A 22,830-nucleotide genomic window follows, 5' to 3' on the forward strand; every position below is an offset into this window, starting at 1 on the left:
AGGACGCACTGATGCTGCGGATGCTCGCGAGCGAGATCGCGCACGCCGTCGGCGGGGAGCTCCACGGCGACGACGTCACGGTGACCGGCTCCGTCGAGACCGACTCGCGGCTCGTCGAGGCAGGCTCCGCCTTCTTCGCCATGCCCGGCGAGGTCACCGACGGCCATCGCTTCGTCGACGCCGCCATCGCCGCGGGCGCTGCGCTCGTCGTCGCGGAGCGGACCCTCGAGCAGGACGTGCCGCACATCGTGGTGCCCGACGGCGTCGTCGCGCTCGGTGCGCTCGCCGCCGACGTGATCCGGCGCGTGCGCGAGCACGGCCAGCTCACGGTGATCGGCGTGACGGGGTCCAACGGCAAGACGACCACCAAGAACATGCTGCAGGCGATCCTCGAGCAGCACGGCCCCACCGTCAGCCCCGTGAAGTCGTTCAACAACGAGGTCGGCGCCCCCATGACGATGCTGCGCATCGACGAGGCGACCCGCTTCCTCGTGCTCGAGATGGGCGCGAGCGTCGAGGGCGACATCGCGCGCCTGACGGCCATGGCGCATCCCGACGTCGGCGTCGTGCTCAAGGTCGGGCTCGCCCACGCCGGCGAGTTCGGCGGCGTCGAGGCGACCGCGCGCGCCAAGACCGAGATGGTGCGCGACTTGGGCTCGCAGCACGTCGCCGTGCTCAACCGCGACGACGAGCGCGTCGCGGCGATGGCCGGCGCCACCCGGGCGCGCATCGCATGGTTCGGCACCGACGCGGGGCCCGCGCACGACCCGACGGCGCTGTGGGCCGACGGCATCGACTCGACGCTCGAGGGCACGGTCGCCATCGTGCATCGCGGCGACGAGGCATGGCCGCTGCGCATGCGCATCCTGGGTGAGCACCACGTGATGAACGCCCTCGCGGCGCTCACGGTCGCCGACGCGCTCGGTCTCGACCTCGCGCAGGCGACCACCGCGCTCGCCACGCTCGAGCGCGCCGAGCGCGGCCGCATGGAGCTGCTCGAGCCGGGCGGCGGCGTCACCGTCATCAACGACGCCTACAACGCGAGCCCCGACTCGACGGCCGCGGCGCTGCGCGCGCTCGCGCACATGACGCGCCAGGCAGGGCGCCGCTCCATCGCGGTGCTCGGCGAGATGGCGGAGCTCGGCTCGCACGCCGTCGAGGAGCACGACCGGCTCGGCCGCCTCGCGGTGCGCGTGCGCATCGACCGGCTCGTGGTGGTCGGCGACGGCGCGAAGGCCATCCACGACGCGGCGGAGCTCGAGTCGTCGTTCGGCCAGGAGACCACCTGGGTCGCCACCGCCGACGAGGCCGAGGCGCTGCTGCGCGGAGAGCTCGCCGACGGCGACGTCGTGCTCTTCAAGTCCTCCAACGTGTCGGGCCTGCAGTCGCTCGCGGAGCGGATCGGGGGCGCCTGATGCTCGTGCTGCTCGCCTCCGCCGGCATCGCGCTGCTCGTCTCGCTGCTCGCGACGCCGCTCTTCATCCGTGGCTTCGCGCGCATCGGCTGGGGCCAGTTCATCCGCGACGACGGCCCGCAGTCGCACCACGTCAAGCGCGGCACGCCCACGATGGGCGGGCTCATCTTCATCGTCGCGACGCTCGTCGGCTACTTCGGCGGCAAGCTGCTGGGGCAGGACCTGCCCACGCTGCCGGTGCTGCTGGTGCTGCTGCTCATCGTCGGGATGGGCGCGGTCGGCTTCCTCGACGACTTCTTGAAGATCTCCAACCAGCGCTCGCTGGGCCTGGGCGGCTGGGCGAAGGTCGCCGGGCAGGTCATCGTCTCGGTGGCGTTCTCGGTGCTCGCGATCACGCTCCCTGCCGGCCCCGAGGGGCAGCCGCTCGTCAACGCGACGATCTCCGGCATCCGCGACATCCCGTGGCTCGACCTCGCGCAGTGGGGCGCGATCGGCGGGATCCTGTTCGTGCTGTGGATCACGATCATCAACGTGTCCGCCGCCAATGCCGTGAACGTGACCGACGGGCTCGACGGTCTCGCCACCGGCGTCATGATCCTCGCCATGGTGGGCTACGCGTTCATCGCGTTCTGGCAGTCGAACCAGTCCTGCCGAGTGGGCGGTTCCGCGGAGGAGAACCTCTACCGCTGCTACGAGGTCGCCGCCCCGCTCGATCTCGCGACGCTCGGCGCCACCCTCGTCGGCGCCCTCATCGGCTTCCTGTGGTGGAACACGAGCCCGGCCCAGATCTTCATGGGCGACGTCGGCTCGCTCGCCCTCGGCGGGGCCCTCGCGGGTTTCGCCGTCATGACCGACACGCAGCTGCTGCTCATCCTGCTCGCCGGCCTGCCGATCATCGTGACCGGCTCGGTCATCGTGCAGCGCGTGTACTTCAAGGCGACGGGCGGCAAGCGGGTCTTCCTCATGACGCCGCTGCACCACCACTTCGAGCTCAAGGGCTGGGCCGAGGTGACGATCGTCGTGCGCTTCTGGATCATCACCGGTCTCTTCGTCGCGGCGGCCGTCGGCGCGTTCTACTTCGAATGGACGGTGTACCCGCGATGAGCCGCGTCGACGACCTCGCCTCCTGGCACGCCGACTGGCGCGGCCTGCGCGTGGCCGTGCTTGGCCTCGGCGTGACGGGCTTCGCCGCCGTCGACACGCTCGCCGAGCTCGGCGCAGCCGTCACGGCCGTCGCCGAGCGCGTCGACGACGAGCGGCGCACGATCCTCGGCGTGCTCGGCGTGCCGATCGTCGAGGCCGGCCGCGACGCGCTGCCCGACGCGCTCACCGACGCCGAGCTCGTCGTCGCATCGCCCGGCCTCCGCCCCGACCACCCCTGGCTGCTCGCCGCGGCCCAGCGCGGCATCCCCGTCTGGGGCGACATCGAGCTCGCGTGGCGCGTGCGCGACAAGGTGCGCGCGGCCGAGTGGATCCTCGTCACCGGCACGAACGGCAAGACCACCACGACGCAGCTCACCGCCCACATGCTCCGCGAGGCGGGCCTCCGCGTCGCACCCGTCGGCAACATCGGCACGCCGGTGCTCGACGCCGTGCGCGACCCCGAGGGCTTCGACGTGCTCGTCGTCGAGCTCTCGAGCTTCCAGCTGCACGCGCTGCCCGACGAGGGCGCGGGTGCGCTCTGGCCGCACTCCGCCGCGTGCCTCAACATCGACGACGACCACCTCGACTGGCACGGATCCGCGGATGCGTACCGCGCGGCGAAGGCGCGGGTGTACCGCAACAGCAGGATCGCCGCCGTCTACGGCATCGACGACCCCGCGACACAGCGGATGGTGGAGGAGGCCGAGGTCGTCGAGGGCTGCCGGGCGATCGGCTTCGGCCTCGGCGTGCCGGGCCCGAGCGACCTCGGGCTCGTCGACGGCATCCTCGTCGACCGCGCGTTCCTCGACGACCGGCAGCGCCAGGCGCTCGAGCTCGCCGACCTCGGCGACCTCGAGCCTGCGGGCCTCCGCTCGCCGCACATGACCCGCAACGTGCTCGCCGCAGCCGCGCTCGCGCGCGCGTTCGGCGCCGAGCCCGTGCACGTCCGCGACGCCATCCGCTCCTTCCGGCTCGACCGGCACCGCACCGAGATCGTCGCCGACGTCGACGGCGTGCGCTGGGTCGACGACTCGAAGGCCACGAACCCGCATGCCGCCGAGGGCTCGCTGAGCGCCTTCGACAGCGTCGTGTGGATCGTCGGAGGCCTCTTCAAGGGCGCCGACGTCGCGCCGCTCGTCGAGCGGCACGCCCGCCGCATCGTCGCCGTCGTCGCGATCGGCGTCGAGCGCGCTCCCGTGCGCGAGGCGTTCGCGCGACACGCGCCGGGCATCCCGCTCGTCGAGGTCGACACGGCGGACACTGGAGCCGTGATGCGGCTGGCCGTCGAGGCCGCCGCAGCGCACGCCGTGCCAGGCGTGACGGTCCTGCTGGCGCCGGCGGCCGCATCCATGGACCAGTTCGAGGACTACGCAGCCCGGGGCGATCGCTTCGCCGAGGCCGTGCGGGCCAGGGGAGAGACGGAAGGGGGAGCCGATGGTCACCACGACGGCTCCCGCCTCGACCACTGACGGCGGCCGCGTCGAACGGATGGGCAAGCGCGCGCTCGTGCGCGTGCGATCCGTGTTCGGCGCCCCGACGCTCAACGCGGCGCTCCTGCTCGGCACGACGATGTTCCTGGTCGCCTTCGGCCTGATCATGGTGCTCTCGTCCTCCGCGGTCGAGAGCTACGTCGCGAACGACTCGTTCTTCACCGACTTCGCCAAGCAGAGCGCATTCGCCGCCATCGCGATCGTGCTCATGCTGCTCGCCGCACGCATGCCGGCCACGCTGTGGCAGCGGATCGCGTGGCTCGCCGTCGCCGTCGGCATCGCGCTCCAGGTGCTCGTCTTCACGCCGCTCGGCTTCGGCTCGGGCGGCAACCGCAACTGGATCGGCATCGGCGGCTTCTCCCTGCAGCCCTCCGAGTTCGTGAAGGTCGCGCTGTGCGTGTGGCTCGCGATGATCATGACGCGCAAGCAGAAGCGCATCACAGGCTTCTGGCAGGCGTGGATCCCCGCGGCGCCCGTCGCTGGGCTCTCGATCGGGCTCGTGCTGCTCGGCAGCGACCTCGGCACCGTCGTCATCATGGTGATGCTCTCGTTCGGCGCCCTCTGGTTCGCGGGCGTCAAGTGGTGGCACCTGCTGCTGCCCGTGCTGGGACTCGCCCTGCTGGCCGTCCCCGTGGTGCTCTCGAGCCCCTCGCGCGTGCGGCGCATCTCGGCGTTCGTGCAGGGCTGCACCGACGCGGACTACTACTCCGGGTGCTGGCAGCAGCTGCACGGCACGTGGGCGCTCTCGGCGGGCGGACTGTTCGGCGTGGGTCTCGGCAACTCGCGCGCGAAGTGGTCGTGGCTGCCCGCGGCCGACAACGACTACATCTTCGCGATCATCGGCGAGGAGCTCGGGCTGCTGGGCGCCACCGTCGTGCTCGCCCTCTTCGCGCTGCTCGCCTGGACGATGCTGCGCATCGTCCGGCAGGCGAAGCTGCAGATGACGCGCGTCGTCACCGGCGCCGCGACGGTGTGGCTCATCGGCCAGGCGATCGTGAACATCGGCGTCGTGCTGGGCCTGCTGCCCGTGCTCGGCGTGCCGCTGCCGTTCATCTCCTCCGGCGGGTCCCAGCTGATCGCGGCCCTCCTCATCGTCGGGATCGTGCTGTCGCTCGAGCGGGTCGACAACCCGCGCGTCCGCGGCGAGCTGCCCGCGGTCGGGGCCTGACGTGCGCGCCCTGCTCGCCGGCGGTGGCACCGCCGGCCACGTGAACCCGCTGCTCGCGACCGCCGAGCGGCTGCGCGAGCGGCACCCGGACGCCGAGCTCGTCGTGCTCGGGACACGAGAGGGACTGGAGCGCGAGCTCGTGCCGCGCGCGGGCCTCGAGCTCGTCACGATCGAGAAGCTGCCGTTCCCGCGCCGGCCCGACGTCGCGGCCGCGCGCTTCCCCGGTCGGTGGCGCCGTGCCGTGCGTGAGGTGCGCGCGCTCATCCGCGAGCGGCGCTTCGACGTCGTCGTGGGGTTCGGCGGGTACGCGTCGGCGCCCGCCTATCGCGCCGCTCGCCTCGAGGGCGTGCCCATCGTCATCCACGAGGCCAACGCCAAGCCCGGCATGGCGAACCTGCTCGGCGCGCGCTGGACGCCGTTCGTCGGCCTCTCCTACCGGTCGACGAGGCTGCGCGGCGAGCTCGTCGGCATGCCGCTGCGACCGGAGATCACCGGCCTCGACCGCGCGGGCCTGCACGACGCGGCATGCGAGGAGCTGGGCCTCGACCCCGCCCGGCCGACGCTGCTCGTCACCGGCGGCTCGCAGGGCGCGCGCTCGATCAACCGCGCCATCGTCGCCGCTGCCGCCGACATCGTCGGCGCGGGCTGGCAGATCCTGCACCTCTCCGGCGGCAGGCAGACCGACTTCGAGCCGGCGACCGTGCCGCACTACGTCGCGATCGAGTACCTCGATCGCATGCACCTCGCGCTCGCCGCGGCCGACCTCGTCGTCTGCCGCGCCGGCAGCCTGACGGTGTCGGAGCTCATGGCCGTGGGCCTGCCGGCTGTGTACGTGCCGCTGCCCTACGGCAACGGCGAGCAGGGCATGAACGCCGCCGACCAGGTTTCCGCTGGTGGCGCACTGCTCGTGGCGGACGCCGACTTCACGGCAGAATGGGTGCGCGCACGGCTCGTGCCGCTGCTGCGGGACTCCGACGCCATCGCCGCGATGGCCACCGCGAGCGCGGGTGCGGGCGCGACGGACGGCAGCGACCGGATGAGCGACCTCATCGAACGGGCAGCTGCCACGAGGAGGCAGTCGTGATCGAACCCGATCTCAGCCAGCCGATCCCTGAGGCGATCGAGCGGGTCCACTTCATCGGCATCGGCGGTTCCGGCATGTCCGGCATCGCCAACATGATGCTCGACGCCGGCATCGAGGTGTCGGGCTCCGACCGCTCGGGCTCGGCCACGGTCGACCGGCTCGTCGAGCGGGGCGCCCGCGTCGGCATCGGCCACGACGCAGCGCACCTGCCCGCCGAGCTCGACGCCGTCGTGGTCACGAGCGCGCTCTGGCCCGACAACCCCGAGCTCGTCGCGGCGCGCGAGCGCGGCATCCCGATCCTGCACCGATCGCAGGCCCTGCACGTGCTCGCGCGCGGCAAGCGGGTCGTCGCGGTCGCCGGTGCGCACGGCAAGACCACCACGACCGGCATGCTCGTCGTCGGCCTGCACGGCCTCGGCATCGACGCCGGCTTCGTGAACGGCGGCGTCATCGCGGGGATCGACACCTCGAGCGGCCACGGCGCCTCGGACGTGTTCGTGCTCGAGGCCGACGAGTCCGACGGCTCCTTCCTGCTCTACGACGTCGCGGTGGCGCTCATCACGAACGTCGACACCGACCACCTCGACCACTACGGCACCCCCGAGGCCTTCGACGCCGCGTTCGCCGAGTTCGCCGACCGCGCGAGCGAGGCGGTGGTCATCTCGGCCGACGACCCGGGCGCCCAGCGGGTCCGCGCGCTCATGCAGCACGAGCGCGTCGTCACCTTCGGCGAGGCCGAGGGCGCCGACGTGCGCATCGTCGACATCCGCGTCGGCGACGTCGCGTCGTGCACCCTCGAGATCGCGGGGGAGCGGTTCGAGCTCGAGGCGGGCGTGCCCGGCCGACACAACGCCGTGAACGCGGCCGGCGCGCTGGCGACCCTCGTCGCGATGGGCATCGCCCCCGCCGACGGCGCGCGGGCTCTCGCCGCCTTCCGAGGCACGGGCCGCAGGTTCGAGCTGCACGGGGAGCGCCGCGGCGTGCGCGTGTTCGACGACTACGCGCACCACCCCGCCGAGGTCGACGCCGCGCTCACGGCCGCCCGCACGGTCATCGGCGACGGCCGCATCATCGCGATCCACCAGCCGCACCTCTACACCCGCACGCGCGACATGGCGGGCGAGTTCGCGGCCGTCTACGAGCGGGTCGCCGACCACACGGTCGTGCTCGACGTCTACGGCGCCCGCGAGGACCCCATCCCCGGGGTCACCGGCGCGCTCGTCGCGGACCGGTTCGCGGACCCGGGCGACGTCGACTTCCTGCCCGACTGGCAGCAGGCGGCCGAGCGGGCGGCCGCGATCGCGCGCGAGGGCGACATCATCGTCACGCTCTCGTGCGGCGACGTGTACCGGATCATCCCGCAGGTGCTGTCGGCGCTCGAGGTGGGCGACGGCGCGTGAGGCGGCCCGACGGGTTCGACCACCGGCCCGACGTCGAGGCTGAGGAGACGCACGACGCGCTCGGGCCATGGCGACGCCCGGTCGACGCTCGACCTCCCGTCGACGCACCACCGGTCGAGGACGAGGAGCCGCCGAAGCGCCGCTGGGCGCTGAGCGCGTACGACGGGCTCGACGACGAGGCGACCGAGCCGGAGCCTGTGCCGCTGGAGCGCGGCTCGCACGCGCAGCGGGTCGATCGCGCATGGCGCGCCGCCCAGAAGGACCAGCGCGCCGAGGAGCGCGAGCAGGCGCGCGCGGCGAAGCGGGCGGCGGCGCAGGCGCGCCGCGCGCGCATCCGCGGCGAGCGGGCGGAGGTGCGCCGCTTCACGGCCGGCAGGCGCCGGCAGCTGCGCGTCGCGCTGCTCACCGGCGGCGGGCTCGTGCTCGCGCTCGCGCTGCTCGTGGGGCTCGTGTGGTCGCCGCTCATGGCGGTGCGCGACGTGCGCGTCGAGGGAGCGGACCGGCTCGACCCCGCCGCGGTGCAGGCCGCGCTCGGCGACCACGTCGGCGAGCCGATCGCCACGGTCACCGAGGCGGGCGTGGGCGAGCGGCTGCAGACGATCCCGCAGATCGAATCGTTCCGGCTCGAGGTCGTGCCGCCGTCCACGATGATCGTGCACATCGTCGAGCGCCGACCGGTCGCGATCGTGCCGACAGCCGCGGGCGAGAGCGTGATCGACGCGGCCGGCGTGGTGCTCGGCGGCGTGGACGCCGCCGCGGGCTCGCTGCCGCGGCTCGTGGGCGTCGAGCCCGGCAGCCCGGAGTTCGAGGCGGTCGCGACCGTGCTCGTGTCGGTGCCGACGGAGGTGCTCTCGACGACGCAGTCCATCGAGGCGCCCACCCCGTCCGACATCCGGCTCACCCTCGCGAGCGGCCAGGTCGTCCAGTGGGGCGGTGCGGAGGAGAGCAGGCTCAAGGCGGATGTCGTGGCCGCGCTCATCGCGACCCAGGACCCGAGCGCCGCCCGCGTGCTCGATGTCCGTGCCCCCGAGCACCCCGTCATCCGCGGCTCTTGAGCGCCCGCGAACCTGACGATTCTTTTTCTTGTCAGATGCGCTCGCGACACACCGAGTCGCTCCCGGCGAGGCGGCTGTGGCGCCCGTAGCGTCGTCCTCGTCAGCATGAAGTGAGGAATTCTCTAAACTTCAACTTGAGGTTGAGAGTTCGATCGAGGGGCCGGAACCGTGACTTCCAACAACAACTACCTCGCCGTCATCAAGGTGGTCGGCGTGGGCGGCGGCGGCGTGAACGCCGTGAACCGCATGATCGATCTCGGCCTGCGAGGGGTCGAGTTCATCGCCATCAACACCGATGCGCAGGCGCTGCTGCTCAGCGACGCCGACGTCAAGCTCGACGTCGGCCGCGAGCTCACCAAGGGCCTCGGCGCGGGCGCGGACCCCGAGGTGGGTCGCCGCGCCGCTGAGGACCACGCGGAGGAGATCGAGGAGGCGCTCGCCGGCGCCGACATGGTCTTCGTCACCGCGGGAGAGGGAGGCGGCACGGGCACCGGCGGCGCACCCGTCGTGGCGCGCATCGCCAAGAGCCTCGGTGCGCTCACCGTCGGCGTCGTGACCAAGCCGTTCTCGTTCGAGGGCAACCGGCGCCGCCAGCAGGCCGAGACGGGCGTCGAGGCGCTCAAGAACGAGGTCGACACGCTCATCGTCGTGCCGAACGACCGGCTGCTCGAGATCAGCGACATGGGCATCTCCATGGTCGAGGCCTTCGAGACCGCCGACCAGGTGCTGCTCGCGGGCGTCCAGGGCATCACCGACCTCATCACCACGCCGGGCCTCATCAACGTCGACTTCGCCGACGTCAAGAGCGTCATGCAAGGCGCGGGCAGCGCGCTCATGGGCATCGGCTCGTCGCGCGGCGCCGACCGTGCCATCAAGGCCGCGGAGCTCGCGGTCGCGAGCCCGCTGCTCGAGGCGAAGATCGACGGCGCGCACGGCGTGCTGCTGTCGATCCAGGCCGGCAGCAACCTCGGCATCCACGAGACCTACGACGCGGCGAAGCTCGTGCAGGAGGCCGTCCACCCCGAGGCCAACATCATCTTCGGCACGGTGATCGACGACACCCTCGGCGACGAGGTGCGCGTCACCGTCATCGCCGCCGGCTTCGACGGTCCTGGACCGGTGGCCAAGGAGGACGACTCCGTCATCCGCACGGCCGCTCGCACCGAGATGGGCCTCCGGCCCATGAGCTCCGCTGCCGCCGAGCCGGAGATCGACCGCCGTCCGATGCCGGCGCCGCCGGTCGCGGACCACCTCACCGGGCCGGTGCAGCCGCTTACGCAGGTGGACGAGGAGGAGGACGAGTTCCTCCCCGACTTCCTGCGCTGATCCGCATGACGGACGCCCCCGCCACGCGCCTGGCCGCGTTCCTCGACGAGCTCGAGGACGCGCGCCGGGCGCGCGGCGTGACGCTCATCGTGGTGACGAAGCGGCATCCGGCGTCGCTCGTCCGCGAGCTCGCCGCTGCCGGTCAGCGCGACTTCGGCGAGAGCCGTCACCCGGAGTCGCGCGACAAGGCGGCGGAGCTCGCCGACCTGGGCCTCACCTGGCACTTCGTCGGCCAGCTGCAGCGCAACAAGGCCAGGCAGATCGCACGCTACGCCGACGTGCTGCACTCGATCGACTCGCTCGAGCTCGTCGACGCGCTCGAGGGCGGTGACGACGAGCGCCCGGTGCGGGATGCGCTCGTGCAGGTGAACCTCACCGACGACCCGGGCCGCGGCGGGATCGCCCCCGCGGAGCTGCAGGCGCTCGCCGAGCGCGTCGCGGCCTCGCCCGCGCTGCGACTCCGGGGCGTCATGGCCGTCGCGCCCTTCGGCGAGGAGCCCGGCCGCGCCTTCGAGCGCCTCGCCCGCCACGCCGAGCGCGTGCGCACCATCGACCCCGCCGCCGACTGGATCTCCGCGGGCATGAGCGCCGACTGGCGCGAGGCCCTGGAGCACGGCGCGACACACCTGAGAATCGGCACGGCAATCACGGGAAACCGCCCAGCCGGCGGATAGCGTGAACCCAGCCACGAGGAGGATCCCATGAGCAACGCACTGAAGAAAGCTGCGATCTACTTCGGCTTCGCCGAAGAGGACGAGCTGACCCAGGAGGTCCGCCCTGTCGAGCGGACAGAAGAGCAGGACCGGCACGACCGTGCCCCACAGCCGCGGGAGCGGGTCGAGGAGCCGCGCCGCGCGCCGGTCACCAAGCTCCGTCCGGCGCAGAAGGTGAGCGACATGAGCGAGATCCTCACGGTGCACCCGCGCCAGTACAAGGACGCCAAGCCGATCGCGGAGGCGTTCCGCGACGGGACCCCCGTGATCATTAACCTCTCGCAGATGACCGACGGCGACGCCCGCCGCCTCATCGACTTCTCGGCCGGCCTGACGCAGGGCCTCGAGGGTCGCATCGAGCGCGTGACGACGAAGGTCTACCTGCTGACGCCCGAGCACATCGCCGTCTCCGGCGGCCGTTCGGTCGACGAGGACACGGACTCGGCCGTCTTCGCCCACTGAGGGGCGAGCCGCCCGTCTCCGCCTCCTCCGTCACCACCGTCTCCATCAACACCGTGCCGATCGTCTCGATCCTCGCGTGGCTGGTCTACGCCGCCGCGAACCTCGCGCTCTACGTGCTGTGGGCGCGGATCATCCTCGACCTCGTGCGGCAGCTGCGGCGCGACTGGAAGCCAGCGGGCTTCTGGCTCGTGCTGTCGGTGTGGCTGCTCCGCGTCACCGACCCGCCGCTGCGCTTCGTGCGCCGCTTCGTGAAGCCCGTGCGCATCGGCGGCGTCGCGCTGGATCTCGCGATGCTCGTGCTCATGCTCGCGCTGATCCTCCTCATCGCGATCGTGAGCCCGTTCCGCTTCGCGTGACCCGGGCGCCCTCGGCCCTCGGGCTAGGATCGAGAGCACCGACCGTCACGGGTACGGTGAATCTGCGCTGCAGGCCCGATGGGGGCCGCAGTCGAGCAAGAAAGGCATGCCATGGCACTGACTCCTGACGACGTCGTCCACAAGCGCTTCGAGACGACGCGCTTCCGCGACGGCTACGACCAGGACGAGGTCGATGACTTCCTCGACGAGGTGGTGACGGAGCTCCGTCGACTCACCGAGGAGAACGACGCGCTCCGTGCCGAGAACGAGCAGCTGAAGCAGGGCGGCGCGGTCGCCGTGCCCGTCGAGGCGCAGCCCGACGCCGTGCAGAGCGTCGAGACGGTGCAGACCGTGGACACCGCGGCGCTCGACGAGCTCCGCGCAGAGAACGAGCGGCTCCAGCAGCAGCTCGCCGAGGCCGAGGCTCGCCAGGCCCAGGCTGCCCCGGTCGCCGAGCCGCAGCAGGCGCAGGCGCCCGCCGAGCAGCCGGCAGCTCCCGCAGCGAACGGCGAGGCCAACGGCCTGATCGCCCTGGCCACGCGCCTGCACGACGAGCACGTCGCCGCGGGCGAGTCGCGCCGCGACGAGCTCATCGCCGCCGCCCAGGCCACCGCGCAGCAGATCGAGGACGACGCCGAGCAGCGCAGGACCGCGCTCGAGCAGGAGTACGACGACAAGAAGGCCAAGCTCGAGCAGCAGAAGGTCAGCCTCGAGCAGAAGATCGACGAGCTCAAGAGCTTCGAGCGCGACTACCGCCTCAAGCTGCGCGGCTACATCGAGAGCCAGCTGCGCGACCTCGACCGCTCGTCCTCGCTCGCCTTCGGCGGCCAGGGCGGGAGCTGAGCGCGCACTCGGTGACTGACGACAGCACTGCTGACGACCGCACGGCGGTCCCGAGGTCGACCTGGCGCATGCTGGGGCTCGTCCTCGGGACCGCCGTCGTCGTGTGGCTCGCCGACCTGCTCTCGAAGGAGTGGGTCATCGCCAACCTCGCCGAGGGCGAGCAGCGTCCCGTGCTCGGCGAGCTGCTCCAGTGGCACTTCGTGCGCAACCCCGGAGCCGCCTTCTCGCTCGCCGCCGGCTCGACCTGGATCTTCACGATCCTCGCCGCCGCCGTCGTGATCTTCATCGTCACGCAGCTGCGGAGCATCCGCTCCCGCCTCTGGGCTGCCGCGTTCGGCGGGCTGCTGGGCGGCACGCTCGGCAACCTCACCGACCGCCTCACGCGCGAGCCCGGCTTCTTCGTCGGTCACGTGATCGACTTCATCCAGGTCTGGGGCTTCCCGGCGATCTTCAACATCGCCGACATCTTCATCGTCTCGTCGATGATCGGCGTCGTGCTGCTCGTGCTGCTGAACATCGGCCTCGACGGCGTGCGCCACACCGACGAGCCGAAGCGCGAGCGCGCGGTCGAGGTCGACCACGACGCGACGCAGCCGCTCGACCCGGACGACCGACCCGGCGACCGACCCGGCGACCGCGCCTGATGGAGTCGCGCTTCCTGCAGGTGCCTCCCGGGCTCGACGGCACGCGCGCCGACGCCGGGCTCGCCAAGCTGCTCGGCCTGTCCCGCACCGCGGTCGTGACGATGCTCGACGACGGCGGCGCCGTGCAGGACGGCACGGTGCTCGGCAAGTCCGACCGGCTGCGCGCCGACGCCTGGCTCGACCTCACCTGGCGGCCGCGGGAGGAGCCGAGGCTCGAGCCGACGCCGGTCGCCGACCTCGGCATCATCCACGACGACGACGACATCGTCGTGGTCGACAAGCCCGCGGGCGTCGCCGCCCACCCGAGCGTCGGCTGGCAGGGCCCCACGGTGGTCGGCGCGCTTGCCGCGGCCGGCTTCCAGGTCGCCGCCTCGGGCGCCGCGGAGCGGCAGGGCGTCGTGCACCGGCTCGACGCCGGCACGAGCGGGCTGATGGTCGTCGCCAAGAGCGAGCGCGCGTACTCGTCGCTCAAGGCCGCCTTCCACGACCGCGAGGTCGAGAAGATCTACCACGCCGCCGTGCAGGGGCACCCCGATCCGCTCGTCGGCACCATCGACGCGCCGATCGGCCGGCACCCGAGCAGCGAGTGGCGCTTCGCCGTCGTGTCGAGCGGCAAGCACGCGATCACGCACTACGAGACGATCGAGGCGTTCCGCGGCGGCAGCCTGCTCGAGATCGAGCTCGAGACGGGCCGCACCCACCAGATCCGGGTGCACATGGCCGCCAGGCGGCATCCGTGCCTCGGCGACACGATGTACGGCGCCGACCCCACCGTCGCCGCGCGGCTCGGCCTCTCGCGCCAGTGGCTGCACGCCATGCGGCTCGGCTTCCGCCACCCGGGCACGGGGGAGCGGGTGACCTTCGAGTCGAGCTACCCGGCGGACCTCGCGGCGGCGCTCGAGCAGCTCCGAGAGGACTGACCACGGCCCGGCGGGTGGGCGGTCGCCCGTAGGATCGAAGGGCCATGGCAGACTCCTTCGCGCACCTCCACGTCCACACCGAGTACTCGATGCTCGACGGCGCAGCCCGCATCAACGAGCTGATGCGGGCGGTCGAGGAGCAGAAGATGCCGGCGGTCGCGATGACCGACCACGGCAACGTCTTCGGCGCGTACGAGTTCTGGAAGGCCGCGCGGTCGCAGGGCGTCAAGCCGATCATCGGCACCGAGGCGTACATCACGCCCGGCACGCACCGCTCCGACAAGACGCGCGTCAAGTGGGGCGGGCAGGATGCGTCGCCCGGGGACGACGTCTCGGGCAGCGGCGCGTACACCCACATGACGCTGCTGGCCGAGAACAACGATGGCCTGAAGAACCTCTTCCGGCTCTCGTCGTACGCCTCGATGGAGGGCTTCTACTTCAAGCCGCGCATGGACCGCGAGCTGCTCGAGCGCCACTCGAGCGGCCTCATCGCCACCACCGGCTGCCCCTCGGGCGAGGTGCAGACGAGGCTGCGGCTCGGGCAGTTCGACGCCGCCATCGAGGCGGCCGCCTCCTACCGCGACCTGTTCGGCCCGCAGAACTACTTCCTCGAGATCATGGACCACGGCCTCGAGATCGAGAAGCGGGTGCGCGAGGACCTGCTCGAGATCGGTCGCCGCCTCGACCTGCCGCTGCTCGCGACGAACGACCTGCACTACACGCACGCCGACGACGCGAAGAGCCACGAGGCGCTGCTGTGCGTGCAGTCCGGCTCGACGATGGACGACCCGAACCGCTTCAAGCTCGAGGGCGGCGGCTACTACGTGAAGTCGGCCGCCGAGATGCGGCACCTGTTCCGCGACCTGCCGGAGGCCTGCGACAACACGCTGCTCATCGCCGAGCGCTGCTCGGTCGAGTTCGACGAGCAGGCGAACTACATGCCCCGCTACCCGGTGCCGGAGGGCCACACCGAGGACACCTGGTTCCGGCACGAGGTCGCCGTCGGGCTCGAGCGCCGCTACCCGGGCGGCGTGCCCGAGAAGGTGCACCGGCAGGCGGCGTACGAGATGGACGTCATCTCGAAGATGGGCTTCCCCGGCTACTTCCTCGTGGTCGCCGACTTCATCAACTGGGCCAAGGACAACGGCATCCGCGTCGGCCCCGGTCGCGGCTCGGGCGCCGGCTCGATGGCGGCGTACGCCATGCGCATCACCGACCTCGACCCGCTCGAGCACGGCCTGATCTTCGAGCGCTTCCTCAACCCCGACCGCGTCTCGATGCCCGACTTCGACATCGACTTCGACGACCGCCGCCGCCCCGAGGTCATCCGCTACGTGACCGAGAAGTACGGCACCGAGCGCGTCGCGCAGATCGTCACCTACGGCACGATCAAGTCGAAGCAGGCGCTCAAGGACGCGTCCCGCGTGCTCGGCTTCCCGTTCGGCATGGGCGAGAAGCTCACGAAGGCGATGCCGCCCGCGGTGATGGGCAAGGACATCCCGCTCTCGGGCATCTTCGACGAGAAGCACGAGCGCTACAAGGAGGCCGGCGACCTCCGCGCGCTCATCGAGACCGACGCCGAGGCGAAGACCGTCTTCGAGACCGCTCGCGGCCTCGAGAACCTCAAGCGCCAGTGGGGCGTGCACGCCGCGGGCGTGATCATGTCGTCCGACCCGCTCATCGACATCATCCCGGTGATGAAGCGCGAGCAGGACGGCGCCATCATCACGCAGTTCGACTACCCGGCGTGCGAGTCGCTCGGCCTCATCAAGATGGACTTCCTGGGGCTTCGCAACCTCACGATCGTGTCGGACGCGCTCGACAACATCCGGGCGAACCGCGGCGAGGAAATCGACCTCGAGACCCTGCCGCTCGACGACCGCGCCGCGTACGAGCTGCTGCAGCGAGGCGACACGCTCGGCGTCTTCCAACTCGACGGCGGTCCGCTGCGCTCGCTGCTGCGGCTCATGAAGCCCGACTCGTTCGGCGACATCTCGGCCGTCATCGCGCTCTACCGCCCCGGCCCCATGGGCGCCGACTCGCACACCAACTACGCGCTCCGCAAGAACGGCCAGCAGCCGATCACGCCGATCCACCCAGAGCTCGAGGAGCCGCTCGCCGAGATCCTGGGCGAGAGCTACGGCCTCATCATCTATCAGGAGCAGGTGATGGCGGTCGCGCAGAAGGTCGCCGGCTACACGCTCGGCCAGGCCGACATCCTGCGGCGCGCGATGGGCAAGAAGAAGAAGGCAGAGCTCGACAAGCAGTTCGAGGCCTTCTCCGGCGGCATGCGCGAGCGCGGGTACTCCGCCGACGCGGTCAAGGCGCTCTGGGACGTCCTCCTGCCCTTCTCGGACTACGCCTTCAACAAGGCGCACTCCGCCGCGTACGGCGTCATCTCCTACTGGACCGCCTACTTGAAGGCGCGCTACCCGGCCGAGTACATGGCGGCGCTGCTGACGAGCGTCGGCGACTCCAAGGACAAGATGGCGATCTACCTGTCGGAGTGCCGGCGCATGGGCATCACGGTGCTGCCGCCCGACGTCAACGAGTCGACCCTGTACTTCACGGCCGTCGGCGACGACATCCGCTTCGGCCTCGGCGCCGTGCGCAACGTCGGCGAGGGTGTCGTCGAGGGCATCATCGCGGCCCGCAAGCGCGAGGGCGCGTATGTCTCGTTCCACGACTTCCTGAAGAAGGTGCCGCTCGGGGTCGCCAACAAGCGCACCGTCGAGTCGCTCATCAAGTCGGGCGCGTTCGACACCCTGGGCGCCACGCGTCGCGGCATGCTCGAGATCCACGAGGATGCGGTCGACGCCGCCGTCTCGATCAAGCGCAACGAGGCGAACGGCCAGGTCGACCTGTTCGGCGACATCTTCGACGACCTCGACACCGTCGCCGACCGGGTGCCCGACCGCCCGGAGTGGGGCAAGCAGGACAAGCTCGCGTTCGAGCGCGAGATGCTCGGCCTGTACGTCTCGGACCACCCGCTCGCCGGCCTCGAGCTCGAGCTCGCCAAGCACGCGACGCACCAGATCCAGGACCTCGTCGAGACGGCGGAGGACGGCGACACCGTCATCCTCGCCGGGCTCGTGACGAGCGTGCAGCACCGCGTCGCGCGCAACTCCGGCAACCCGTACGGCATCTTCGCGCTCGAGGACTTCGGCGGCGAGCTCGAGGTGATGGTGCTCGGCAAGAGCTACACCGAGTTCCGCCACGCGCTGCAGGCCGACCAGGTGGTCGTCGTGCGGGGTCGCGTGCGCACCCGCGATGACGGCTTCACCATCCACGCGAACAGCATCGACACCCCCGATGTGCAGCCGGTCGACGAGACCCGGCCGCTCGAGCTGCGCATCCCCGAGCGCCGCGCGTCGATGACCGCGATGCGCGAGCTGCGCGGCCTGCTCGAGCGGCACGCCGGACCGACCGACGTGCGGCTCGCGCTCGAGCGCCCTGAGGTCGAGCGGGTGTTTGCGCTGCCGCAGCAGGTGCGCGTCTCGAGCGACCTGTTCGGCGAGCTGAAGTCGCTGCTGGGACCCGCCTCGATCGCGTAGCCCCGGCGCGGCCGGCGCCCAGCACCCGGCAGGTGAGTGGTCACTTGCGCGGGTGAGTGGTCACGTCGGTGTGTGAGTGGTCACTTGCGCGGGTGAGTGGTCACTTCGGCGGGTGAGCGGTCACTTGGGTGGGTGAGTGGTCGCTTGGGTGGGTGAGTGGTCACTTCGGCGGGTGAGTGGCCAGAGGCTCCACGCACCTGCGGCTGTGACCCCTCAGGTGCGGGAATGACCTTTCAGGCGCCGAAGTGACCACTCAGATGCGGGAGTGACCACTCAGGCGCGGCAGTGACCACTCAGGTGCGGGAGTGACCACTCAGGCGCGGGAGTGACCACTCGCGGGCGGGAGTGACCGCTCCGGGGCGGGAGCGGGCGCCGCGCGAATACGATGGAACCCGTGCTCCGACGAATCGACCTCACCACCCTGCCCGACGATCGCGAGCTCCGGGCGCTGCTGCCGCGGCCCGCGGTCGACGTCGAGGCGGCGCTGCCGGCGGTCGCGGAGCTCATCCGCGACGTGCGCGAGCGGGGCGAGGCGGCGCTGCTCGAGCAGGCCGAGCGCTTCGACCGGGTGCGGCCCGACGCGCTGCGCGTGCCCGCCGAGACGATCGCGGATGCGCTCACCGCGCTGGCGCCGGACGTGCGGGCCGCGCTCGAGACCGCCATCGCCCGCGTGCGCACCGGCTCCGCCGCGCAGGTGCCGCCGCCGTCGCGCGTCGAGCTCGCGCCCGGCGCCGTCGTCGAGCTGCGCTGGCAGCCGGTCGACCGCGTCGGCCTCTACGTGCCGGGCGGCAAGGCCGTCTACCCGTCGAGCGTGGTCATGAACGTCGTCGCCGCGCAGGCGGCTGGCGTCGCGTCCATCGCGGTCGCGAGCCCCGCCCAAGCCGAGCACGGCGGGCTCCCGCACCCGACCATTCTCGCCGCGTGCGCGCTGCTGGGCGTCGACGAGGTCTACGCGATGGGCGGCGCGGGCGCGATCGGTGCGCTCGCGCACGGGGTGCCGGGCATCGGGCTCGAGGCGGTCGACGTCGTCACCGGGCCGGGCAACGTGTTCGTCGCCGCGGCGAAGCGCGCCGTCTCGGGCATCGTGCGCGTCGACGCCGAGGCGGGACCCACCGAGATCCTGGTCATCGCTGACGCGAGCGCCGACCCGGAGCTCGTCGCCGCCGACCTCGTCAGCCAGGCCGAGCACGACGAGCTCGCGAGCGCCGTGCTCGTGACCGACGACGAGGCGCTCGCCGACCGCGTCGATGCGGCCGTCGCCCGGCGCGCGGTGGAGACGCCCGCCGCCGAGCGGGTGCGGGCGGCGCTCACGGGGGAGCAGTCCGCGATCGTGCTCGTCGCCGACCTGACCGCGGCGGCGCGGGTGAGCGACGCCTACGCCCCCGAGCACCTCGAGCTGCTGACGGCGGACGACGACGCGCTGCTCGCGCGCATCCGCCACGCCGGCGCCATCTTCGTCGGCCCGCACGCACCGGTGAGCCTCGGCGACTACGCCGCCGGCTCGAACCACGTGCTGCCCACGGGCGGCCAGGCCCGCCGCGTCGCCGGCCTCGGCGCGGCCACGTTCCTGCGCCCGCAGCAGGTGGTGCGCTACGACCGGGATGCGCTCGCCGACGTGCGCGCCGCCGTCACCGCGCTCGCTGCCGCCGAGGGACTGCCCGCGCATGGCGAGGCCATCGAGGCGCGGTTCGGGGGCGAGCGCTGATGCACTGCCCGTTCTGCCGCAACCCCGACTCCCGCGTCGTCGACTCCCGCACGACCGACGACGGCACCTCCATCCGTCGCCGGCGCCAGTGCACCGAGTGCGGCAGGCGCTTCACGACCACCGAGACCGCGAGCCTCTCGGTCGTCAAGCGCTCAGGCGTGCTCGAGCCCTTCCGCCGCGAGAAGGTCATCGAGGGCGTGCGCAAGGCCGTGCGCGGCCGGCCCGTCACCGACGCCGACCTCGCGGGCGTCGCGCAGTCGGTCGAGGAGACCATCCGCGCGACCGGAGCGAGCCAGATCGACGCCAACGAGATCGGGCTTGCGGTGCTCCCGCCGCTGCGGCAGCTCGACGAGGTCGCGTACCTGCGCTTCGCGAGCGTCTACAACGCCTTCGACTCGCTCGACGACTTCGAGGACGCCATCCGGGCGCTCCGCCAGGACCAGCGGCCCGACGAGACGGACGCCCGGTGAGCGCCTACGACCTGCTGTTCCGGCACGGCTTCTCGCGCGTCGAGCCGGAGGCGGCTCACCACCTCGGCGCCGCCGCGATCCGCGCAGTCGGCGCCGCGCGACCCGGCGTCCGCACCGACGCGGCGCTCCGCACGCGCGCCCTCGGCCGCGAGTTCCCGACGCCCTTCGGTGTCGCCGCCGGCTTCGACAAGGACGCCACGATGATCGCGGGGCTCGGCGCGCTGGGCTTCGGCCACGTCGAGGTCGGCACGCTCACGGCGCTCGCGCAGCCGGGCAACCCGCAGCCGCGGCTCTTCCGGCTCGTCGACGACCGCGCGCTCGTCAACCGGATGGGCTTCAACAACGGGGGAGCAGCAGCGGCCGCCGACCGCATCGCGGCCGCCCGCGAGGCCGAGTCGCGCCCGGTGATCGGCGTCAACATCGGCAAGAGCCGCGTCGTCGACGCCGACGACGCGGCCGCGGTCGAGCGCGACTACCTGACGTCGACGCGGCTCCTCGCGCCGGTCGCCGACTACCTCGCCGTCAACGTCTCCTCACCGAACACGCCTGGCCTCCGGGGGCTGCAGGACGAGCGCCTCCTCGAGCCGCTGCTCGCCGCCATCCGCGGCGCCGCCGGCGCCGTGCCCGTGCTCGTGAAGATCGCGCCCGATCTCGACGACGCGCAGGTCGAGGGCATCGCCGGCCTCGCAGCGAGGCTCGGCCTCGCCGGCGTCATCGCGACGAACACGACCATCCGCCGCGACGGCCTCAAGAGCGACGCGGATGCGGTGGCGCGAGCCGGGCAGGGAGGTCTCTCGGGGCCGCCGGTCGCGGCGCGCTCGCTCGAGGTGCTGCGGCTGCTGCGCGCAGCGCTGCCCGCCGAGGTCGATGTCGTCTCGGTCGGCGGCGTCGAGACGGCCGATGACGTGCGCGAGCGGCTCGCCGCCGGCGCGAGCCTCGTGCAGGGCTACACGGGCTTCGTCTACCGGGGCCCCGGCTGGGCGCGCGAGATCAACCGCGGCCTCGTGGCCCCCAAGTAGCCGCCGGCGCCGGCTCGCAGCTCCCACGGCCGAGCGCCTTCTCCCGAGAGGCGTGTCGGCTCCGTGCCCGGGTGTCGCGACACTCGTGCCGATAGCTGACACTCGCTGCTCTGAGGTCGCGCACGTGTCGACTTGATGAGCGAGTATCGCGACACTCGGGCGGAGAGCTGACACCTGCTGCTCGCACTGCAGCGGCCGTCCGATGCGGGCGCAGCCCGCGGCACGCGAGCCCGCTGGACTGTGGAAACTCGCGGCGCGATCGGCCCTGCTGTGCCAGTCTCCCGGCGTGAACGAGGAGCTGCCCGAGACGCTCGCTGCCACCGGATTCCGTGTCGGGGATGCCGTCGATGCAGGTCTGTCTCGCGGCGTGCTGCGCGGCGCCGCCTTCGCCAAGCCCTTCCGCGGCATCCGCACCCTGAAGGATCCCGAGACGCTCATCGAGCGCGCCGCCGCATTCGCGCCGCTCCTGCGCCCATGGCAGTGCCTCGAAGGGGTCTCCGCGCTCGCCGTTCTCGGGCTGCCGGTGCCGTGGCGGTTGACGCGCGAGCCGACGGTCGAGATCGTCTCGCTGAAGGGTCGTGGCAAGCCCGAGCGGGAAGGCGTTCGGGTGCGGCGGCTCGCGGCGGAGCGACTCGACGCGTGGGAGGTCGGAGGGTTGCCGGTCGCACCCGCGCCGCTCGCGTGGGCGCTCATGGCCGGGCGTTGCACCGTGCACGAGCTCGTCGTGCTCGGCGACGCGATCGTGACTGCGGCTGAGCATTACCCCGGCCGACGGGTCCCGGGCCCGCTCGCATCGCTCGCCGAGCTCGCGGAGACGGTCGAGCAGCGGGCCGGCCGCAGCGGAGCGGCCGCCCTTCGTGCGGCCCTGTCCCGAATCCGAGAGCGGGTCGAGTCGCCGCGCGAGACCGACATGCGGCTGTTCATCGTCGATGCCGGCATGCCGGAGCCGGAGGTGCAGGTCGAGGTGCGGGACCCGCAGACAGGGCTGCTGCTGGGCCGCGCCGACCTCGGGCACCGCGAGGCGCGCGTCGTCGAGGAGTACGAGGGCGACGGCCACCGCGAGAAGGGGCAATGGGACCGCGACATCCAGAAGTACCGCGAGTTCGAGCGCGTCGGCGTGCGGACGGTCCGCGCGACAGACCGCGACTTCGTGCCGAGTCCAGACGAGTGGCTCGCCCGCCTCGCCGAGATCCTCAGGAGCCGCTGGAGCCAGCCGCCGGCGTGAGTGTCGACGTGTGGCACGAGTGTCGCGACACTCCTGCCACGACTCGACACCCCTCGCACGTCAGTTCCGCGAGTGTCGGCCAGACGCTCGAGTGCCGCGACACTTGGACCGCAGGTCGACACTCCGCCCGGCGCGGTCTCGGGGCCGGTCCGGAGAGGTCAGCTCGGGTACTTGAAGAGCTTCGTCTGCGGCTTCGGCATGCGCATGAACGGCAGCTGCACCGACCGCATGGTCGCGTACCAGCCGTGGCCCTTCGCATCCTTCTCGCCGAACTTCGCACGCACCGCGCGGCGCACCTGCCACGCCATCACGACGGAGTCGAGCACCACGATGACGACGAAGCCCCACAGCACGAGGTTGGCGATGAGTCGCCACTGCGGGTCGTTGAGGAACGTCAGCACGAGCACGACGATCATCATCGGCATCGCGAGCGTGCCGATCGAGAGCCGCGCGTCCACGAAGTCGCGCACGTAGCGGCGCACCGGCCCCTTGTCGCGCGCCGGCAGGTACTTCTCGTCGCCCTGCTCGAAGCCGCGGCGGGCCTTCTCGCGCTCGGCGCGCATCTTGTCGGCCGACTGCTTGCGCGCCTCCTTGCGGTCGGAGGGCACGAGCGGGCGGCGGTTGCGCGCGACCTGCTCGGACTGCTTCGGCGTGCGGCGCACCTCCGGCTGAGGCTCGGGGCGAGCCTTGCTGGCGTCGGAGCGGCTGAAGAGCGGCACGTGAGGTCCTTCTCGACTTGCGGTCGCGCCGACGCGGTTGCGTCGACGCCGGATGCGTCCCCACCGGCTGCACCGGCGCTGGGGAACTCCCATGGTACCGCCGACCGCGTGCCAGCGCGC

At 72.2% G+C, this 22,830-nt stretch carries 20 protein-coding genes; 19 read left to right on the forward strand and 1 reads right to left on the reverse strand.

Annotation, left to right across the window (positions count from 1 at the left end):
* The first annotated feature begins 11 nt into the window (after positions 1-11).
* The 19 genes from ACLQ21_RS00550 to ACLQ21_RS00640 all read left to right on the forward strand — a co-directional run bounded on the left by ACLQ21_RS00550 (position 12) and on the right by ACLQ21_RS00640 (position 21,991).
* A complete protein-coding gene (locus ACLQ21_RS00550) occupies positions 12-1,415 on the forward strand; it encodes a UDP-N-acetylmuramoyl-tripeptide--D-alanyl-D-alanine ligase (RefSeq protein ID WP_425660402.1) in 1,404 nt (467 codons plus the stop codon).
* Positions 1,415-2,518, forward strand: coding sequence for a phospho-N-acetylmuramoyl-pentapeptide-transferase (gene mraY / locus ACLQ21_RS00555; RefSeq protein ID WP_425660403.1), 1,104 nt, complete (start codon positions 1,415-1,417; stop codon positions 2,516-2,518). The genes ACLQ21_RS00550 and mraY overlap by 1 nt, the downstream gene beginning before the upstream one ends.
* Positions 2,515-4,026, forward strand: a complete 1,512-nt coding sequence (gene murD, locus ACLQ21_RS00560; protein ID WP_425660405.1) for a UDP-N-acetylmuramoyl-L-alanine--D-glutamate ligase — start codon at positions 2,515-2,517, stop codon at positions 4,024-4,026. Before mraY ends, murD begins: the two co-directional genes overlap by 4 nt.
* Positions 3,992-5,215 carry a putative lipid II flippase FtsW gene (gene ftsW, locus ACLQ21_RS00565; protein WP_425660407.1) on the forward strand — a complete coding sequence of 408 codons (1,224 nt, stop codon included), beginning with the start codon at positions 3,992-3,994 and terminating at the stop codon, positions 5,213-5,215. Before murD ends, ftsW begins: the two co-directional genes overlap by 35 nt.
* 1 nt (position 5,216) lies before the next feature.
* Positions 5,217-6,299 carry a UDP-N-acetylglucosamine--N-acetylmuramyl-(pentapeptide) pyrophosphoryl-undecaprenol N-acetylglucosamine transferase gene (locus tag ACLQ21_RS00570; RefSeq protein WP_425660409.1) on the forward strand — a complete coding sequence of 361 codons (1,083 nt, stop codon included), beginning with the start codon at positions 5,217-5,219 and terminating at the stop codon, positions 6,297-6,299.
* Positions 6,296-7,699: a UDP-N-acetylmuramate--L-alanine ligase gene (gene murC / locus ACLQ21_RS00575; RefSeq protein WP_425660411.1), complete on the forward strand. Its 1,404-nt coding sequence runs from the start codon at positions 6,296-6,298 to the stop codon at positions 7,697-7,699. The genes ACLQ21_RS00570 and murC overlap by 4 nt, the downstream gene beginning before the upstream one ends.
* Positions 7,696-8,754 (forward strand): FtsQ-type POTRA domain-containing protein, encoded by a 1,059-nt coding sequence (locus tag ACLQ21_RS00580; RefSeq protein ID WP_425660413.1) that lies wholly within the window; start codon positions 7,696-7,698, stop codon positions 8,752-8,754. Before murC ends, ACLQ21_RS00580 begins: the two co-directional genes overlap by 4 nt.
* Before the next feature lie 168 nt (positions 8,755-8,922).
* Positions 8,923-10,080: a cell division protein FtsZ gene (gene ftsZ / locus ACLQ21_RS00585; RefSeq protein WP_425660415.1), complete on the forward strand. Its 1,158-nt coding sequence runs from the start codon at positions 8,923-8,925 to the stop codon at positions 10,078-10,080.
* Positions 10,081-10,085: 5 nt separating this feature from the next.
* The gene (locus ACLQ21_RS00590; protein ID WP_425660417.1) at positions 10,086-10,754 is read left to right on the forward strand and encodes a YggS family pyridoxal phosphate-dependent enzyme; all 669 of its coding nucleotides are present in this window, start codon (positions 10,086-10,088) and stop codon (positions 10,752-10,754) included.
* Positions 10,755-10,781: 27 nt separating this feature from the next.
* On the forward strand, positions 10,782-11,255 hold the full coding sequence (locus ACLQ21_RS00595; RefSeq protein WP_425660419.1) for a cell division protein SepF: 474 nt from the start codon (positions 10,782-10,784) through the stop codon (positions 11,253-11,255).
* Between the two features lie 53 nt (positions 11,256-11,308).
* Positions 11,309-11,611, forward strand: coding sequence for a YggT family protein (locus ACLQ21_RS00600; RefSeq protein ID WP_425660421.1), 303 nt, complete (start codon positions 11,309-11,311; stop codon positions 11,609-11,611).
* Between the two features lie 111 nt (positions 11,612-11,722).
* On the forward strand, positions 11,723-12,454 hold the full coding sequence (locus tag ACLQ21_RS00605; protein ID WP_425660423.1) for a DivIVA domain-containing protein: 732 nt from the start codon (positions 11,723-11,725) through the stop codon (positions 12,452-12,454).
* A gap of 11 nt (positions 12,455-12,465) precedes the next feature.
* Positions 12,466-13,098, forward strand: a complete 633-nt coding sequence (gene lspA / locus ACLQ21_RS00610; protein ID WP_425660425.1) for a signal peptidase II — start codon at positions 12,466-12,468, stop codon at positions 13,096-13,098.
* The gene (locus tag ACLQ21_RS00615) at positions 13,098-14,018 is read left to right on the forward strand and encodes an RluA family pseudouridine synthase (protein WP_425660427.1); all 921 of its coding nucleotides are present in this window, start codon (positions 13,098-13,100) and stop codon (positions 14,016-14,018) included. Before lspA ends, ACLQ21_RS00615 begins: the two co-directional genes overlap by 1 nt.
* Before the next feature lie 44 nt (positions 14,019-14,062).
* Positions 14,063-17,572, forward strand: a complete 3,510-nt coding sequence (dnaE, locus tag ACLQ21_RS00620; RefSeq protein ID WP_425660429.1) for a DNA polymerase III subunit alpha — start codon at positions 14,063-14,065, stop codon at positions 17,570-17,572.
* A gap of 394 nt (positions 17,573-17,966) precedes the next feature.
* Positions 17,967-19,277 (forward strand): histidinol dehydrogenase, encoded by a 1,311-nt coding sequence (gene hisD / locus ACLQ21_RS00625; protein ID WP_425660431.1) that lies wholly within the window; start codon positions 17,967-17,969, stop codon positions 19,275-19,277.
* Positions 19,277-19,747 carry a transcriptional regulator NrdR gene (nrdR, locus tag ACLQ21_RS00630; RefSeq protein WP_425660433.1) on the forward strand — a complete coding sequence of 157 codons (471 nt, stop codon included), beginning with the start codon at positions 19,277-19,279 and terminating at the stop codon, positions 19,745-19,747. The genes hisD and nrdR overlap by 1 nt, the downstream gene beginning before the upstream one ends.
* Positions 19,744-20,766 carry a quinone-dependent dihydroorotate dehydrogenase gene (locus ACLQ21_RS00635; RefSeq protein ID WP_425660435.1) on the forward strand — a complete coding sequence of 341 codons (1,023 nt, stop codon included), beginning with the start codon at positions 19,744-19,746 and terminating at the stop codon, positions 20,764-20,766. Before nrdR ends, ACLQ21_RS00635 begins: the two co-directional genes overlap by 4 nt.
* A 286-nt stretch (positions 20,767-21,052) precedes the next feature.
* Positions 21,053-21,991: a hypothetical protein gene (locus ACLQ21_RS00640; RefSeq protein WP_425660437.1), complete on the forward strand. Its 939-nt coding sequence runs from the start codon at positions 21,053-21,055 to the stop codon at positions 21,989-21,991.
* A 158-nt stretch (positions 21,992-22,149) separates the two neighbouring features.
* Here ACLQ21_RS00640 and ACLQ21_RS00645 read toward each other — a convergent pair whose 3' ends face one another.
* Entirely contained in the window at positions 22,150-22,710 is a 561-nt protein-coding gene (locus ACLQ21_RS00645) for a DUF3043 domain-containing protein (protein WP_425660438.1), read from the reverse strand.
* Positions 22,711-22,830: the final 120 nt, after the last annotated feature.

It is taken from the genome of Agrococcus sp. DT81.2 (assembly GCF_049844935.1).
Lineage (GTDB): Bacteria > Actinomycetota > Actinomycetes > Actinomycetales > Microbacteriaceae > Agrococcus.